Here is a 14,228-nt window from a genome sequence, read left to right as displayed (position 1 = left end):
GTCACAGCGCCTTTTCCGGCTCGGCGCGGCGGCTTCGGATACGGTCGTAGAGCTGGACCATCGGCTGCATTTCCGCGGGGAAGCTTTCCGCTCCTTCGATCGGTGCCAGCTTCCCACCGTGGCTCACCGCCTCGAAGCGATCGCCGAGCACCGCCAAGGGCCGCAGCAGGAAGCCGCGCAGCACGATGAGGATGAAGGCGGCGAGCAGCACGATGGCGACGAGGGTGACGACCCCCTGCCAGATCAGCAACCGGCTGACGGCGGCGCGCGAGGCGCTGAAATCCTGCGTCGCGGCAATGACGCCGAGCGGCGTGCCCGACCCGCTGTTGACCGGCAAAAGCACGACGCCGCGGGCAAGCCCCTGGGCCTCGCGCACATAATGCGACGGCTCGTTGACGACGGCGATATCGCCGGGGCCGGCAAGCTCGGCCATCAGCTGCGCATTGGTCGCCTCGATGCGGATATATTTGCCGACGCGGTTCTGCTCGCCCATGCGCTCGGGATCGATGCCCTGCCCATAGTCCCTGAGGATGCTTTCATCGATGAACAGCGCGAGATCGAGACCATAGGCGGTCTTGAGATTGGCGAGCACGCTGCCGTAGTCGATACCGAATTCGAAGGTGCCGATATGTTTTCCGGCCGGGTCCAGCACCGGCGAAACACCGAAAATGCCCGGCCCGTTGCGCGCGACGGCGGCCCCCTTCATCGGCACCCGCTCCTTGTTGGCGGCAACCACAAGCGGGCGGGTGTGGGTCAGATCATCGCCGAATTTCGCGGGATCGTGCAGGCGCAGGAACGAGATGGCGTCGGCCGTGTGGAACTGCGCCTGGTCGACGCCGTGGCGCGCCTTCTGGCCGGCGAACATCGCCGAGAGTTCCGCATTCAGCCCCGCCCGGTCGCCGGCGGCGAAGAGCCGGCGCACGGTCGGCAGTTCGGCGATCAGCTCGGCGCGCGCCAAAGCCTTGTTTTCCGAATCGCGGATCGCCGTTTCGACGATCGCCTGCATGGTCTGGAACTGGTTGCTTTCGACGGCATCGGTCATGCCGGAAAACAGGCGGCTGGTCACCAGCGCGGCGGCGGCCACGACGATGACGACAGCCAGGATGAGAGCAACGGGAGCGCTGCGCCGGAAGGTCATGAACGGCCTGCAATAATTGAGAAAGCTGAAATGGTTGACGCGGAGTTAACAGCATTTTCTAAACTGGGGATAGCAGGATTTTCGACGACCATTTTTGATCATCGATCCGGAGTGAAGACCCCGTTTTGGCCGGAGCCTTCACGATGGGGCAGTGTCAGCGCGGCAGGTCCGGCCGATATCCCTCGCCACCCCAGGCATGCGTCCGGCGCGGCGGCGGCGCAGGCGGCGCATAGTGGCGGGCAAGCGCCATCAGGGCGGCGCGCAGCATGAGCTTTGCCGAGCGGGCGGGCCATTGCCGCTCGCGTTCCACCGTCTCCAGCCCCTTGAGGAAACAGCAGACATCGAGCGCAACCCCGGACAGTTCCGGCCCGATTGCCGCGATGGCTCGGGCAACGCGCAGGCGGGCGGCCAGTGCGGTGTCCGTCAGTTCGCGCGCCGCACCCGCCTCGCCCTTCTGGCGGGTGGCGATGCGCGGCTCCCAGGACATGGTCATCTTCGGCTGCAGGCCGCCGCGCGTGAAATCGGCATGGAGCCGCTCGCCGGCGGCAAGGGCATCCTGCGGCAGCCAGGCCTCCCCGGTCTTCTCCTTCAGCCGGGCGAGCGCGGCCAGCGGCGATTCCAGCCGGTTGGCCGTCGCCGTCTCCCGGCCTCCCTCGCGCAGCACCACGACCGGCGCCAGATCACGATGCTGGGCGGCGAAGGGCGTTTCGGCCTCGCACAGCCGGCGCCTGAGATGGGACTTCGCCTCCGGCGTCGCCCGCAACCGGTCGCCAACGGGGGTGACGAGGCCGAGCCGCACGGCCTCCTCGAGCACCGCGCGGGACGCCGCCTCCTTCCGGCCGTTCGCGGCCAGAAACCCCTCCCCGTCGAACGACGCATACCCGACCGTCAGCAAAAAGCGCAAAACCTTTGCCAGCGCGGCATCCTTCTTTGCCTCAACCATGGCTGCCGATCCCCGCCGGGCCGAAGACCGAGAGCACGACGCGCTCGATCGCCGAAACGAAGGCGTCGAAGGCGGCATCGTCGCGCCGGTCCTCCACGACATTGCAGGCATGGCCGACCGTTGTGCGGTCCCGCCCGAAGGCCACGCCGATATCCGACAGGGAGAGCTGCAACACGACATGGCAGACATACATGGAGATCTGGCGGACATGGCAGGTGGAGCGGCGGCTGTCACGGCGCCAGAGCGGCCGCTCGCTCGCCATCGCCGTCATTTCGAGCACGAGCTGGCGCACGATACGGCAGGCGGTGCCCGACGGCACGGTGGGCGTATCCAGGCCGGCGATGACCCGTCGCACCCCATGCCCCTCCCTCCCGGCCTCCTCTCCCTTTGTTTCCAGCGCCGCCGGCCGGGTGTTTCGGGATGCCCGCCTCTGGGATACGATGAACTGATGCATGACTGGCCGCTCCGTTGATAGGAATTTATTCATACACCCTAGAGGACAAGCGAGGATGAATGAAGCACCAATCCGCAACCATTCATTGAATACGTTTAAAATTTTGCCGTCGGCATCCTCTTTGTAGGCTTATATTCCTTATTGCGAAAACCACGTCGGATTGTTGCCAGCCAGGAGCGCCGAATCGGGCCGCACCCGCGACAACCACGCTCAAAAGCAAAAGGCCGGAGCGTCACCGCTCCGGCCTTCATCAATTCTTGTCCAGCCTTGAAGGCTTATTTGCCCTTGCGGCGCTGGCCGAGGCCCATTTCCTTGGCGAGACGCGAGCGAGCTTCGGCATAGGCCGGGGCGACCATCGGATAGTCTGCCGGCAGATCCCACTTCTCGCGGTATTCTTCCGGCGTCATGCCGTAGTGGGTCATCAGGTGGCGCTTCAGCGACTTGAACTTCTGGCCGTCTTCCAGGCAGATGATGTAGTCGTTCTGAACCGACTTTTTGACCGGAACCGGCGGCTTCGGCTTTTCGGCGACGACGGGCGCTTCGACGACGGCCGAAGGCTGCGTCGTGTTGTTCAGCGCGGCATGCACGTCGGCGATCAGGCCCGGGAGTTCGGCAACCGGCACGACATGGTTGCCGACATAGGCGGCAACGATATCGGCCGTCAGCTCCACAAGCAGATTGGAGCTGGTGCCAAGATTTGTTTCAGTCATGTGTTTCTCCTGTCGGACGAAAGGAAGCCGATGTCTCTCTCCATCGGCCGGGGGCATTGAATTTCGCGCAAAGCAACCATTCCGGGAGATCGAGCGGCCAGATCAATGTCTATAGACACGCTTCGCCACGAAATACGGACATTTTGCGTCAATATAACTTTTTGGTATTGCGGCCTCCGCACCAGTTATGTCGGAACCGGCTTATATACCGGATGAGCGCGAATACGCCACCAACTCAACTTAAACAGGAAATCCGCATACAAGCTAAATCAACCCGAATGCTTTACTTTACTTGAAATACCATTCCGCAAATCAAAGTCCAGAAATATTTTGGGAAAGAAACTTGAGAGCTTCAAGTAAGGAAACAATCCACTGGAAAACACGGGATACTGTAAATTTTAAGGGTAGGCCTCAACGAATTTTCAACGCTTCTTGGCCGCCCGTTCGCGCGGCTCGCGCAATTCATCCATCACGGTCAGGCGCGTCAGACGATAACCGGCCGCATGCGCGGCCTTTGCGACAAGATGCGCCGCCACCGGGGCCGTCAGCACAAAGAAGACGAAACCGGCCAGCGCGCGGGTGAAAATCGCCACATCGAGAGCATGCATGCCGGCCGCCAGCAGCATGAGCCCCGAACCGACCGTGCCGGCCTTCGAGGCCGCATGCATGCGGGTATAGACATCCGGCAGGCGCACGATGCCGAGCGCGGCCAGGAAGGTGAAGGCACCGCCCGCGACGAGCATGACAGCAACGACGAGCGCGAAGAGAAGATCCAGCATCAGTGCAGCCTCCTTGCATGGCCGCCGCTGCGCCGCGTCCTGTTGCCGGCCGGTGCGTCGTCCGGCGCGCCCTCCTCGCCCGCCTGCATGCCGCGATGCATCACGAAGCGGGCAAAGGCGACCGTGGCGAGGAAGCCGACGAGGCCGAGCGCGATGGCGATGTCGATATAGAGATTGAAGCCCGTTTTGATCGCGATCACGGCGATGAAGCCGATGGCGATGGCGGTGAGCATGTCGAGCGCGACGATGCGGTCCGGCAGGGTCGGCCCCTTGATGACGCGCCAGGCGGTGAGGAAAAAGGCGGCGCACATCAGGAAGAGCGCGATGGCGCAGGCGCCGGAAATGATCGTGTCAGCAGCCATCAGCGGAAGGCCTCCAGAATCTTCTTCTCGAAACCATTGGCGATGTCGCGCCGCGTGCCGGCCGGATCGGAGCAGTCGAGAGCATGCACGTAAAGCAGCTTGCGATCGTCGGAGACATCGACGGAGAGCGTGCCCGGCGTCAGGGTGATGAGATTGGCGAGCAGCGTGATCTCGAAATCCCGGTCGACCGTCAGCGGAAAGGCGAAGATGCCGGGTTTCAGGTTCATCTTCGGACTTGCCACCAGCACCGCGACCTTCCAGGCCGAAAGCGCCAGCTCCTTGAAGAAGAGAACGAGCAGCGACAGCGCCTTCAACGGCCGGAAGCGCCGGCCGTCCGGCTGGATATGGCCCCGGATGAGCAGGAGCGACAGCGCGCTCGCGGCAATCCCGAGCAACAGGTTCGGGATGGTGAAGCTGCCGGAGACAGCAAGCCAGACCAGCGTGAAGACGGCGATGATGACGGCGGGACGCATATCACTTCACCCCCGGAAAAACGGAACCGATATAGGCGCTGGGATCGGCAAGCCCCTGCGCGGCATGCTGGACGAGCGCCATCAGCCGCTCCGGAAAGAGGCCGAAGCCGACCGTCAAAGCGGTCAGCAGGGCAAGCGGCAAAAGCGCGCCGGCGGGAATGTTTTGTGCCGGCAGCGCCGCCGGCGCGGGGCGCCAATAGGCGAGCGCGAAGACGCGGCCGAGCGCGATTGTGGTGAGGAAGCCGGTGGCGAGCACCGCCGCCGCCAGCCACCAGGCGCCGATGTCGATTGCCGCCTTCGCCACCATGACCTTCGGCCAGAAGCCGGAAAACGGCGGCAGGCCGGCGGCGGCAAAGAACAGCACCAGCGACAGGGCGGAAAACAGTGCCGAGCGGCCATAGAGCCCGCCGAGGGAATGGAGATCGAAGGAACCGGCAAGCCGGCCGGCCAGTCCCGCCGCCATATAGAGCGCGGTCATCACCACCATGGAATGCAGCGCATAGAAGATCGCCCCGCCGATGCCGCCGGGACTGCCGAGCGACAAGCCGGCCAGCATCACGCCGATGCCGGAAATGACGACATAGCCGAGTAACCGGCGGATATCGCTCTGGCCGAGCGCGCCCAGCGCCCCGAAGAGCATGGTGGCGACGCCGACGAGCACGATGAGGAAGCTCAGTTCCTCCCGTTCGACGGGAAACAGCATGACCAGCGTGCGCAGGAGCGCATAGATCCCGACCTTGGTGAGCAGGCCGGCAAACAGCGCCGACACGACGACACGCGGCGTGTGATAGGAGGCCGGCAACCAGAAATTCACCGGAAACGCCGCCGCCTTCATGCCAAAAGCCAGGAAATACAGCGTGGCCAGCGTCATCAGCGGCAGTTCGGCACGCCCCGCCGCCGCCTTCACCGCGATATCGGCCATGTTGAGCGTGCCGAACAGGCCGTAGAGATAACCGGTCGTGACGAGGAAGAGCGTCGTCGCGATGAGGTTGAGGAAGGCATATTTGATCGCGCCGTCGATCTGGCGCGGCTCGGAGCCCAGCGTGATCAGGCCGAAGGACGAGATCAGCAGCACCTCGAACCAGACATAGAGGTTGAAGATGTCGCCCGTCAGGAACGCGCCGGAGACGCCGGCCATCAACAGCAGCAGGAACGGATAGAAGCCGTAGCGCCGGCCGCTCGCATCGATATCGGCCAGCGCATGCACGCTGCCGGCAAAGGCGACGACCGCGCCGGCCAGCGCAAAGAGCACGCCCGTCAAATCCGCCGTGAAGGCGATGCCGAAGGGCGGCAGCCAGCGGCCCATCACCATCGTCACCGGGCCGTTTGCCGCGACATGGGCAAGCAGCAGCGCATCGACCACCACGAGCACGGCAAGCGAGGGAATGGCGATCAGCGCCTGAAGGCGGAGCGACTTGCGCAGCATCAGCAGCACCGCGCCCGCAAGGATGCACCAGGCGGGCGGCAGCACGACCAGCCAGTCGGCGGCGGGAAGCGGCGTCAGGACGAGGGCTGCGGAAAGATCGGCGGGATTTGCGGCCATTGGCGGGGCGGTTCCTGTCAGTAGCCGGTCGGCGGAAGGGGATCGTTCTCCGGCTCCGCCAGGCGCATCTCGTTGCCATTGTCGGTGCCGAGGTCCTGATAGGCACGGTAGACCAGCACCAGCAGGAAGGCGAAGAAGGAGAAGGAAATGACGATGGCCGTGAGGATCAGCGCCTGCGGCAGCGGATTGGCCGTCAGCGTCGCCGGCACGTCATGTCCCGCGGGAATGATCGGCGGCACCTCGCGCAGGATGCGGCCATTGGTGAAGAGCAGAAGGTTCACGCCGTTGCCGAGCAGCACAACGCCGAGCAGCACGCGCACCAGGAATTTCGACAGCATCAGATAGACGGCAGCGGCGAAGAACAGGCCGATCAAGAGGACGAAGGGAAATTCCATCAGACGTCGTCCCCCGCTTCCAGCGCCAGCGCAATCGAGGTGATCGCGCCGACCACGACGAGATAGACGCCGGTATCGAACAGCATCACGGACGACAGCGGGATCTCGACGCCGAGTACGACGGGGTAAATCCACAACCCCGTCATGAACGGCACGCCGAAGGCCGCCGAAAGCAAGCCGGCGATGCAGGCGATGAACAGCCCGAAGGCCGAAATCGCCATCGGGTGGAACCACAGCGCCCGGCGCACCGCCGCAATGCCATTGGCAATGCCGAAGATCGCGAGCGCCGACACGGCAATCAGCCCGCCGATGAAGCCGCCGCCCGGCTCGTTATGGCCGCGCAGCAGCACGAAGATGGAAAACAGCGCCATCAAGGCGGTGAGGAAGGGCGCGACGGTGCGGAAGATGAGGGTGTTCATGCGCCGGCCCTCCCCTTGCGGATGCGGATAATCGAGAGGATCGCGAGACCCGTGACCATCACCACGGCGATTTCGCCGAGCGTGTCGGTGCCGCGGAAATCGACGATGATGACGTTCACCACATTGGCGCCATGCGCGATGGTCTTCGAATAGAGATTGAAGAAATCCGTCAGCGCGGTATCGAAGCGACCCTGCGTGACCTTCAGGAGATAGAGCGCGAAGCCGAGGCCGCAGGCGATGGCGATCACCGCATCGGGGATCTTTTCCCGGAGCGGCCGGTGGTCGCGCGGCGTGAGTTCCAGGCGTGTCATGACCAGAGCGAGGATGACGACGGACAGCGTCTCGATCATGAACTGGGTGAAGGCGAGATCCGGCGCGCCGAACAGCAGGAAGAGCAGGGCGACGCAGAACCCCTGGATGCCGAGCGCGACGATGGCCGTCAGGCGGTTGCTTGCGGTCAGCACCGCGCCGATACCCAGCACGGCGAGCAGCATCACCGCCAGTTCATGCAACAGCATGCCGGCCGGCCAGACCGGCAGGCGGGGCCATTCGCCATAGACCACCGGCGGCACCAGCAGCGCCAGCGCGATCACCGCGAAGGTGGCGGTCATGTAGATTTCGATGCGGCCCGGCTGGAGGAGCCGACTAATGGCGGCGGCGGCGCGCACGAGCCCGGTCATCGCCTGGTCGAAACCGCGATCCGGCCCCCAGCCGATATCCTCGATCAGCCGGTTCGCCGCCTGCCGCGCGCGGTCCAGCATCAGCAAGACGCCGATGCCGAAGGCGACCGTCACAAGCGACAGGCCGAAGGCGAGGCTAAGATGCGGCATGGCGGAAATCGTAATGGTCTGCGGCGCGCCCGACATGGCAGAGGCGAGCGGCGATATCAGCAGGGCATGGGTGACGGCGGAGAACAGGCCGATGACGAGGCCCTTGACCGCCAGCAGCATCGGGCCGATCCACAGCAGTGCCGGACCTTCATGCGCATGCTTCGGCGTCTCCACCGGCGCGCCGAGGAAGGGTTTCAGCGCCACGGCGAAGGCCACCGCAAACATCAGGCCGTTGCCGATGACGGCGGCGGCCGTGAAGGCGATCTGCCGCAGGTTTCCGCCGGCCAAGGCGGCATAGACCTCCTCCTTGGCGAGGAAGCCGAAAAACGGAGGCAGGCCGCCCATCGAGAAGGCGGCGAGAAGAGCGGCGAGAAAGGTGACGGGCATAGCGCGCCTGAGGCCGCCGAGTTTCGTGACGTCGCGCGTGCCCGTCTCGTGGTCGATCAGGCCGGCGACCATGAAGAGCGCGCCTTTGAACAGCGAATGGGCGACGAGATAAAGTGCTGCGGCGGCCAGCGCATGCTCCGAGCCGAAGCCCGTCAGCATGACGAGCAGGCCGAGCGACGCAACCGTCGTATAGGCCAGCATCAGCTTGAGATCTGTCTGGCGGATGGCGAGCACGGCGCCGACAAGCAGCGTCAGCCCGCCGACAGCCGGCAGGATGGTTTCCCAGGCGGGCGTTGCGCCCATTACCGGGTTCAGCCGCATCAACAGATAGACGCCGGCCTTCACCATCGTCGCCGAATGCAGATAGGCCGAGACCGGGGTCGGCGCCTCCATGGCGTTCGGCAGCCAGAAATGGAACGGAAACTGCGCCGACTTGGTGAAGGCGCCGCCGAGCACGAGGAAGAGGATCGCGAGATAATAGGGGCTGGTGCGCAGTTCGGGGCCGAAGGACATCAAAAGCGAGAACTGCGTGACATCGGTGACGTCCCACAGCAGCAGCAGGCCCGCCAGAAGAAAGAGCCCGCCGCCGCCCGTGACGATCAACGCCTGAAGGGCTGCGCGGCGCGAGGCCTCGCGCGCATGGTCGAAGCCGATCAGCAGGAAGGAGGTGATCGAGGTGAGCTCCCAGAAGACAAAGAGCATCAAGAAGCTGTCGGACGCGACGAGGCCGAGCATCGAGCCCATGAACATCAGGATGAAGGAGAAGAACCGTCCCTGATGGACATGCCCCTTCAGATAGCCGCCGGCATAGAGCACGATCAGCGTGCCGATGCCGGAAATCAGCAGCAGGAAGGCGAGCGACAGGCCGTCGATCAGCCAGGAGAAGCTGACATTGTACGAGGGAACCCAGACATAACCGCCGGTGACGACCTCGCCGGCTGCGATTTTTGCGTTGAAGCCGAGGAAATGCAGGAAGACGGCGAAGGGGACGAGCGCCAGCGGCCAGGCGGCACGATGGCCGAGGAGCCGCGTCAACGCGGGTGCGATCAGCGCGCCGAGAAACGGCAGGCAGAAGGCGAGGAAGGTCAGGCCCATCGTGTCCGCTGTCATGCCCCTCCCCTCATGTGCAGGCTTCGCCCGTCATTGGTCTTGCAAGAATTCAGAGCGCCTTTTCTACGTCGGTCAAACCGAAATCACCACCCTTGAACAGCAAGGGCGCGGCGTTTTCACGCGCCAATGCATAGGAAAAGCAATCACCATAGTTCAAATGTGCGGCATGACCGGTGCCGCGACCGAAACGGCGGAAAGCATCGAAGGCGATCTCGGCCTGTGCCGCCGTAACAGCCTCGATCCGGATATTTGCCCGCAGCAGAAAAGCATCGAGCGCGTTCACGCCGCCGCTGCCGTAACGGGCGAACAGCACCATCTTGGTTTCCAGCAGGCTCGCCGCGCTCATGATCCGTTCGGCGGTGCCTTCGATGGCTTCATTGAAGGCACGCCGCTCCGGTTCGTCCGTGAGGATGGCGACGAGCGCCGACGTGTCCAGCGCGATCATCGCGGCAAGCCGTTTTCGTCATAGCCGATGATGTCTTCCGGCGAGCGCGGATCAAGAACGGGCAGGCTTGCACAGTCGAGGGCGATCCGGTCCAACAGATCGGCAAGGCGTGGCGCATTGGCAACCTGAATGCGCGCCAGCCGCTCTTCAAGGGAGACCTTGACGGCCTGGGTCAGGCTCTCGCCCGTCGCCTCCGCGAGCTTGCGGGCAAGGATGTGGGCCTCATTGTCCTTGATGTTTAAAGGCATGACTTCCTCCTTTTGCATCAATATGGAGGATAGGAGGAAACCGAGGCGCTTTCAAGCCGCGCAGAGCCGATTGTCTTCCCCCGCCCCGCATCCTATCTATGGTCCAACAGGAGGACGTCATGAGCGACACGACGACGTTGAAGGTCAACAAGACCAAGGAAGAGTGGCGGGCGATACTGACGCCGGAACAGTTCCGCATCACGCGCGAACACGGCACGGAGCGCGCCTTTTCCAGCCCGGATTTCGATCTTTCCAAGAAGGGCACCTACCGTTGCATCTGCTGCAACGCGCCGCTTTATCGGTCGGAGACGAAGTTCAATTCCGGCACCGGCTGGCCGAGCTTCTACCAGCCCATCGCGCCGAGCGCCGTGACGGACCATTCGGACCATTCCTACGGCATGACGCGCACCGAAATCCGCTGCACGGATTGCGATGCCCATCTCGGTCACGTCTTTCCGGACGGCTTGCCGCCGACGGGCCTGCGCTATTGCATGAACGGCGTGGCGCTGAGCTTCGACCCGGACTGATCGTCAGGCTCGTTACTTGGAGAGCTTCAGCTCCATGCAGGCCAAATCCAGCCAGCGGCCGAACTTGATGCCGACTTCGCTGAAGCGGCCGACCATGCGAAAGCCCATCTGCTCGTGCAGTTTGATCGAGGCGGCGTTTTCCGCCTCGATACAGCCGACCATGACATGGATGCCGTTGAAGGTGGCACGCTCGATGAGCGCCTTCATCAGCTTGCGGCCGCTGCCGGTGCGGCGCACGTCGCCGCGCACATAGACGGAGTGCTCCACCGTGTGGCGAAACCCGTCGAAGGCGCGCCAGTCGCCATAGGAGGCGTAGCCGATCACCTGCTTGCCACGCACCGCGACGAGGATGGGAAAACCGCGCTCGCGGCGGGCCGCAAACCAGGCCTTGCGGTTGTCGAGATCGACCACCGCCTCGTTCCAGATCGCCGTGGTATTGGCAACGGCATCGTTGTAGATGTCGAGAATGCCGGGGAGGTCCGCTTCCACGGCGTCGCGTATCGTTATGTCCATGGTGGTTCCCCCCACTTGTTTGCCTTCGCTTACAGGAGGAGCGGGAAACCTGTCCAGTCATGTGTTGTCATGGTCGATGAAACCGCGGCGCTGAGCCGTCATGAAAGCACAGGCATTCAAGGGTTTTTTCGTGCAGCGTTTGCTTTTTTCCGTTTTCCTTGTCCTCCTTCCGACCCTCGCCTTCGCGGCCGGCTGGGAGCCCTATGTCAACGGCCGCTTCGGCTATGCCGTGGAGATCCCGCCGGGTTTTGCGCTGTCGAGCGAAGCCGACAACGGCGACGGTCGCACCTATGCCAATGGTGGCGCGACGCTGGCCGTCTGGGGCCACTACCTTGCGGCCGGCCCCTTCGAGCTTGACGTCGCCGACCGGCGCGCGACCTACAAGCAGGAAGGCTGGGATTTGAGCTACGACCGGCAGAAGGCGGGCTGGGCGAGCCTTTCGGGCACGCGCGGCGACCGCATCCTCTATCACCGCACCATCCGGCTCTGTGACGACGCCGTGGCATCCTTCGTGCTGGAATATCCGGTGTCGATGAAAGCGGAAATCTCGCCCTTCGTCGGCAAGCTGGTGAAATCGCTGCACCCGGCGGAAGGCTGCACCACGGCGCAGGACGCGGCACCCGCCGCGCAATAAATGCTCAAGCGCCGGGCCCGGCCATCACCACGCTGGTAACGACGGCGGAATAGTGCACGGCGGCGGCGGCCACGACGAAGCCGTGCCAGATGGCGTTCTGGAAGCGTAGCTTCTCCCAGACATGGAAGATCACGCCGACCGAATAGAGCACGCCGCCCGCGACGATCAGCACCAGCGTGGCGATCGGCAGATGCGTGGCGAGCGGGCCGGCGGCAAAGACGCCGCTCCAGCCCATGGCGAGATAGATGAGGATAGCCAGCCGGTCATAGCGGCCGGGAAACAGGAATTTCAGCGCCACGCCCGCCGCCGCCATCACCCAGATGAAGACCAGCATGCCGGCAAGCAGCGGATCGTCCATGCCGCGTTGCAGGAAGGGCGTGTAGGTGGCGGCGATCAGAACGAAGATCGCCGAATGGTCGAAGCGGCGCAGGTGCCACTTCACCTTCGAGGCCGGCCAGAGATTGTAGGCGAAGGAGGTGGCGAGCGCCACGACGAGGCCGACGCCATAGACCCAGGCCGCGGCGAGCTGCCCGCTCGTCGCCCATACCGTGGCGTAAAAGATCAGCGCGGTGACGCCGATCAACGCGAAAACCACGCCGACGCCATGCACGATGCCATCGGCGATCACTTCCGACCGGTCATAGGTCCACTTGACGCCCTTGATTTCCACGCTGGCCTTCCGTGTTTTGTCCGTCGGGCCATGGTGGCGTGTTTGGCGTTCTGAAACAAGGCCTTCGGCGCCGTCGGCGGATCACGAAAGGTTGCCGTTCTTTACGCCTGCGCGATACATTCCTCACAAAGGGCGGCATGCGGCACGGCGGCAAGACGCGCCGGCGCGATGGGATTGCCGCATTTGGCGCAGGTGCCGAAGGTGCCGGCAGCGACGCGGTCGAGGGCGGCTTCGATGGCCTTCAGTTCCTTGAGACCCGTCGAGCCGAACTCCTCCAGCACCTCGTCGTTCTCGCGCTCGATGGCGCGGTCGGCGCTGTCGCCGCTTTTCAGCGTATCCAGATCGGTTTCGATCCTGTTCAGGCGGTGGTGGAGCTCGCGCTTGCGGGTGAGAAGAATGTCCTTGTAGTCAGCCAGGTCCGTCACGATTGCCGTCTCCCTTGTTGGAAAGCCTGCCCGGAAAATGGCATCGGCATTGTCAAACGGCATTGATCGGAATCAAGCCTGCGGGCGCGCATCGTCAACACTGCGTTGACAGTAAATCGCCGAAACGTCCTCTTTCGTGAACGCGGCGCTTCCGCCATATTCACCCCAACACAGCGGTTTCCGAGGGAAACCGATTACAGGATGGATATCATGACGGACCTCGACAGACGCACGTTCCTCGGCGCAGCCGCCGCCGGCATCGCCGTCGCCAAGGCCGGCCCCACGCACGCGGAGACCGCCTCTATGACCGATGCAACGACCAAGACCCACGCCGTCGACATGCCGGCTTTCGTCGATCACTCGCACCTGACGGTGGTCGACCTGCCGACGACCTCGGCCTTCTACCAGAAGGTCATGGGCCTGACGGTTCTCGACACCTCGGCCTCCGGCGAGACGCTCGGCGTCGCCGGCCGGCCGCTCCTGACGCTGACGACGGGCAGCAATGCCGCCCGCGCGCCGCGCAATGCGCCCGGCCTCTTCCACACCGCCTTCCTCGTGCCCAACCGCAAGGAGCTCGGCCGCTGGCTGGCGCATGCCGCACACAACAATGTCCAGCTCACCGGCGCGTCCGATCACCTCGTCAGCGAGGCGATCTATCTTGACGATCCCGAGGGCAACGGCATCGAGATTTATCGCGACCGTGACCGCTCGGAATGGAGCTATGTGCCCGATGGCACCGTGAAGATGGCAACGAACCGGTTCGATTTGCAGGCGCTTTACGACGAGGCCCCGAAGGACGGCTGGACGCATCAGGAGAACGGCACCGTCATCGGCCATATCCACCTGCAGGTCTCCGACATTCCGGAAGCCAACGCCTTCTTCAACGGCGTGCTCGGCCTCGACATCATGACGAGCTATCCGGGCGCGAGCTTCTTCGCCACCGGCAAGTATCACCACCATGTGGCGGCCAATGTCTGGAATTCCCGCGGTCAACCCAAGCGCCAGACCGGCATGACCGGCCTTGCCGACTACACGATCCGCTTCAACGACAAGGCCAAGCTAGACGCCGCCGTCGCCAAGCTGGACGAGCTTGCACTGCCCACCACCCGCTCGGGCGACACGGTTTCGCTGATCGATCCCTGGGGGATCGGGCTGAAGCTTTCGGCATAAAGTTTAAGCAGGAACGGCGCGTGAAAAAGCGCCGTTTTCATTTGGCGACGTTG

General features: G+C 63.9%; 19 protein-coding genes. 3 read left to right on the top strand and 16 right to left on the bottom strand.

Going from position 1 to position 14,228, the window contains the following annotated elements; translation table 11 throughout:
• Window position 1: 1 nt before the first annotated feature.
• From AC27VQ_RS20320 to AC27VQ_RS20260, 13 genes are all read right to left on the bottom strand, one after another.
• The gene (locus AC27VQ_RS20320; RefSeq protein WP_488717712.1) at window positions 2-1,138 is read right to left on the bottom strand and encodes a cache domain-containing protein; all 1,137 of its coding nucleotides are present in this window, start codon (window positions 1,136-1,138) and stop codon (window positions 2-4) included.
• 154 nt (window positions 1,139-1,292) lie between these two features.
• A complete protein-coding gene (locus tag AC27VQ_RS20315; RefSeq protein ID WP_488717711.1) occupies window positions 1,293-2,081 on the bottom strand; it encodes a DUF6456 domain-containing protein in 789 nt (262 codons plus the stop codon).
• The gene (locus AC27VQ_RS20310) at window positions 2,074-2,352 is read right to left on the bottom strand and encodes a helix-turn-helix domain-containing protein (protein WP_488717761.1); all 279 of its coding nucleotides are present in this window, start codon (window positions 2,350-2,352) and stop codon (window positions 2,074-2,076) included. The genes AC27VQ_RS20315 and AC27VQ_RS20310 overlap by 8 nt, the downstream gene beginning before the upstream one ends.
• A gap of 458 nt (window positions 2,353-2,810) precedes the next feature.
• Window positions 2,811-3,245, bottom strand: coding sequence for a Ros/MucR family transcriptional regulator (locus AC27VQ_RS20305; protein ID WP_313531748.1), 435 nt, complete (start codon window positions 3,243-3,245; stop codon window positions 2,811-2,813).
• A gap of 422 nt (window positions 3,246-3,667) precedes the next feature.
• Complete coding sequence (mnhG, locus tag AC27VQ_RS20300) at window positions 3,668-4,024, bottom strand: monovalent cation/H(+) antiporter subunit G (protein WP_488717710.1); 357 nt, start codon at window positions 4,022-4,024, stop codon at window positions 3,668-3,670.
• Complete coding sequence (locus tag AC27VQ_RS20295; protein WP_488717709.1) at window positions 4,024-4,386, bottom strand: cation:proton antiporter; 363 nt, start codon at window positions 4,384-4,386, stop codon at window positions 4,024-4,026. Before AC27VQ_RS20295 ends, mnhG begins: the two co-directional genes overlap by 1 nt.
• Window positions 4,386-4,859 (bottom strand): Na+/H+ antiporter subunit E, encoded by a 474-nt coding sequence (locus tag AC27VQ_RS20290; RefSeq protein ID WP_421592932.1) that lies wholly within the window; start codon window positions 4,857-4,859, stop codon window positions 4,386-4,388. Before AC27VQ_RS20290 ends, AC27VQ_RS20295 begins: the two co-directional genes overlap by 1 nt.
• A gap of 1 nt (window position 4,860) precedes the next feature.
• Window positions 4,861-6,402 (bottom strand): Na+/H+ antiporter subunit D, encoded by a 1,542-nt coding sequence (locus AC27VQ_RS20285; RefSeq protein WP_488717708.1) that lies wholly within the window; start codon window positions 6,400-6,402, stop codon window positions 4,861-4,863.
• A gap of 17 nt (window positions 6,403-6,419) precedes the next feature.
• The gene (locus AC27VQ_RS20280; protein ID WP_421592930.1) at window positions 6,420-6,797 is read right to left on the bottom strand and encodes a Na+/H+ antiporter subunit C; all 378 of its coding nucleotides are present in this window, start codon (window positions 6,795-6,797) and stop codon (window positions 6,420-6,422) included.
• Window positions 6,797-7,216 (bottom strand): Na(+)/H(+) antiporter subunit B, encoded by a 420-nt coding sequence (locus AC27VQ_RS20275; protein WP_488717707.1) that lies wholly within the window; start codon window positions 7,214-7,216, stop codon window positions 6,797-6,799. Before AC27VQ_RS20275 ends, AC27VQ_RS20280 begins: the two co-directional genes overlap by 1 nt.
• Entirely contained in the window at window positions 7,213-9,543 is a 2,331-nt protein-coding gene (locus tag AC27VQ_RS20270) for a putative monovalent cation/H+ antiporter subunit A (RefSeq protein ID WP_488717706.1), read from the bottom strand. Before AC27VQ_RS20270 ends, AC27VQ_RS20275 begins: the two co-directional genes overlap by 4 nt.
• 49 nt (window positions 9,544-9,592) lie before the next feature.
• The gene (locus tag AC27VQ_RS20265; protein WP_421592927.1) at window positions 9,593-9,988 is read right to left on the bottom strand and encodes a type II toxin-antitoxin system VapC family toxin; all 396 of its coding nucleotides are present in this window, start codon (window positions 9,986-9,988) and stop codon (window positions 9,593-9,595) included.
• The gene (locus tag AC27VQ_RS20260; RefSeq protein ID WP_117369711.1) at window positions 9,985-10,236 is read right to left on the bottom strand and encodes a type II toxin-antitoxin system VapB family antitoxin; all 252 of its coding nucleotides are present in this window, start codon (window positions 10,234-10,236) and stop codon (window positions 9,985-9,987) included. Before AC27VQ_RS20260 ends, AC27VQ_RS20265 begins: the two co-directional genes overlap by 4 nt.
• A 119-nt stretch (window positions 10,237-10,355) precedes the next feature.
• Here AC27VQ_RS20260 and msrB point away from each other — a divergent pair, with 119 nt between their 5' ends.
• Window positions 10,356-10,763, top strand: coding sequence for a peptide-methionine (R)-S-oxide reductase MsrB (gene msrB / locus AC27VQ_RS20255; RefSeq protein ID WP_488717705.1), 408 nt, complete (start codon window positions 10,356-10,358; stop codon window positions 10,761-10,763).
• Window positions 10,764-10,775: 12 nt separating this feature from the next.
• Here the strand turns inward: msrB and AC27VQ_RS20250 are convergent, their stop codons facing one another.
• Window positions 10,776-11,276 (bottom strand): GNAT family N-acetyltransferase, encoded by a 501-nt coding sequence (locus AC27VQ_RS20250; protein ID WP_421592925.1) that lies wholly within the window; start codon window positions 11,274-11,276, stop codon window positions 10,776-10,778.
• Between the two features lie 100 nt (window positions 11,277-11,376).
• Between AC27VQ_RS20250 and AC27VQ_RS20245 the strand changes: the two genes are divergently transcribed.
• Window positions 11,377-11,910: a hypothetical protein gene (locus AC27VQ_RS20245; RefSeq protein WP_488717704.1), complete on the top strand. Its 534-nt coding sequence runs from the start codon at window positions 11,377-11,379 to the stop codon at window positions 11,908-11,910.
• Window positions 11,911-11,914: 4 nt separating this feature from the next.
• Here AC27VQ_RS20245 and trhA read toward each other — a convergent pair whose 3' ends face one another.
• Together trhA and AC27VQ_RS20235 are read right to left on the bottom strand one after the other, a co-directional pair.
• Window positions 11,915-12,580 carry a PAQR family membrane homeostasis protein TrhA gene (gene trhA / locus AC27VQ_RS20240; RefSeq protein ID WP_313531723.1) on the bottom strand — a complete coding sequence of 222 codons (666 nt, stop codon included), beginning with the start codon at window positions 12,578-12,580 and terminating at the stop codon, window positions 11,915-11,917.
• 101 nt (window positions 12,581-12,681) lie between these two features.
• On the bottom strand, window positions 12,682-13,005 hold the full coding sequence (locus AC27VQ_RS20235; RefSeq protein WP_488717703.1) for a TraR/DksA family transcriptional regulator: 324 nt from the start codon (window positions 13,003-13,005) through the stop codon (window positions 12,682-12,684).
• 303 nt (window positions 13,006-13,308) lie between these two features.
• Here AC27VQ_RS20235 and AC27VQ_RS20230 point away from each other — a divergent pair, with 303 nt between their 5' ends.
• A complete protein-coding gene (locus AC27VQ_RS20230) occupies window positions 13,309-14,175 on the top strand; it encodes a VOC family protein (protein ID WP_488717760.1) in 867 nt (288 codons plus the stop codon).
• Window positions 14,176-14,228: the final 53 nt, after the last annotated feature.

This window comes from Shinella sp. 20P9.1.1 (assembly GCF_057798995.1).
Note: the sequence above shows the minus strand (reverse complement) of the source record. Positions and strands in the feature narration are given on the sequence as shown.

Coding starts and splice junctions, on each gene's coding strand:
- AC27VQ_RS20250 (WP_421592925.1), bottom strand. CDS start 11,276: ATGGACATAACGATACGCGACGCCGTGGAAGCGGACCTCCCCGGCATT.
- AC27VQ_RS20290 (WP_421592932.1), bottom strand. CDS start 4,859: ATGCGTCCCGCCGTCATCATCGCCGTCTTCACGCTGGTCTGGCTTGCT.
- AC27VQ_RS20310 (WP_488717761.1), bottom strand. CDS start 2,352: ATGACGGCGATGGCGAGCGAGCGGCCGCTCTGGCGCCGTGACAGCCGC.
- AC27VQ_RS20230 (WP_488717760.1), top strand. CDS start 13,309: ATGACCGATGCAACGACCAAGACCCACGCCGTCGACATGCCGGCTTTC.
- AC27VQ_RS20270 (WP_488717706.1), bottom strand. CDS start 9,543: ATGACAGCGGACACGATGGGCCTGACCTTCCTCGCCTTCTGCCTGCCG.
- AC27VQ_RS20275 (WP_488717707.1), bottom strand. CDS start 7,216: ATGAACACCCTCATCTTCCGCACCGTCGCGCCCTTCCTCACCGCCTTG.
- AC27VQ_RS20320 (WP_488717712.1), bottom strand. CDS start 1,138: ATGACCTTCCGGCGCAGCGCTCCCGTTGCTCTCATCCTGGCTGTCGTC.
- AC27VQ_RS20265 (WP_421592927.1), bottom strand. CDS start 9,988: ATGATCGCGCTGGACACGTCGGCGCTCGTCGCCATCCTCACGGACGAA.
- AC27VQ_RS20245 (WP_488717704.1), top strand. CDS start 11,377: ATGAAAGCACAGGCATTCAAGGGTTTTTTCGTGCAGCGTTTGCTTTTT.
- msrB (WP_488717705.1), top strand. CDS start 10,356: ATGAGCGACACGACGACGTTGAAGGTCAACAAGACCAAGGAAGAGTGG.
- AC27VQ_RS20295 (WP_488717709.1), bottom strand. CDS start 4,386: ATGGCTGCTGACACGATCATTTCCGGCGCCTGCGCCATCGCGCTCTTC.
- AC27VQ_RS20285 (WP_488717708.1), bottom strand. CDS start 6,402: ATGGCCGCAAATCCCGCCGATCTTTCCGCAGCCCTCGTCCTGACGCCG.
- mnhG (WP_488717710.1), bottom strand. CDS start 4,024: ATGCTGGATCTTCTCTTCGCGCTCGTCGTTGCTGTCATGCTCGTCGCG.
- AC27VQ_RS20260 (WP_117369711.1), bottom strand. CDS start 10,236: ATGCCTTTAAACATCAAGGACAATGAGGCCCACATCCTTGCCCGCAAG.
- AC27VQ_RS20315 (WP_488717711.1), bottom strand. CDS start 2,081: ATGGTTGAGGCAAAGAAGGATGCCGCGCTGGCAAAGGTTTTGCGCTTT.
- AC27VQ_RS20280 (WP_421592930.1), bottom strand. CDS start 6,797: ATGGAATTTCCCTTCGTCCTCTTGATCGGCCTGTTCTTCGCCGCTGCC.
- AC27VQ_RS20305 (WP_313531748.1), bottom strand. CDS start 3,245: ATGACTGAAACAAATCTTGGCACCAGCTCCAATCTGCTTGTGGAGCTG.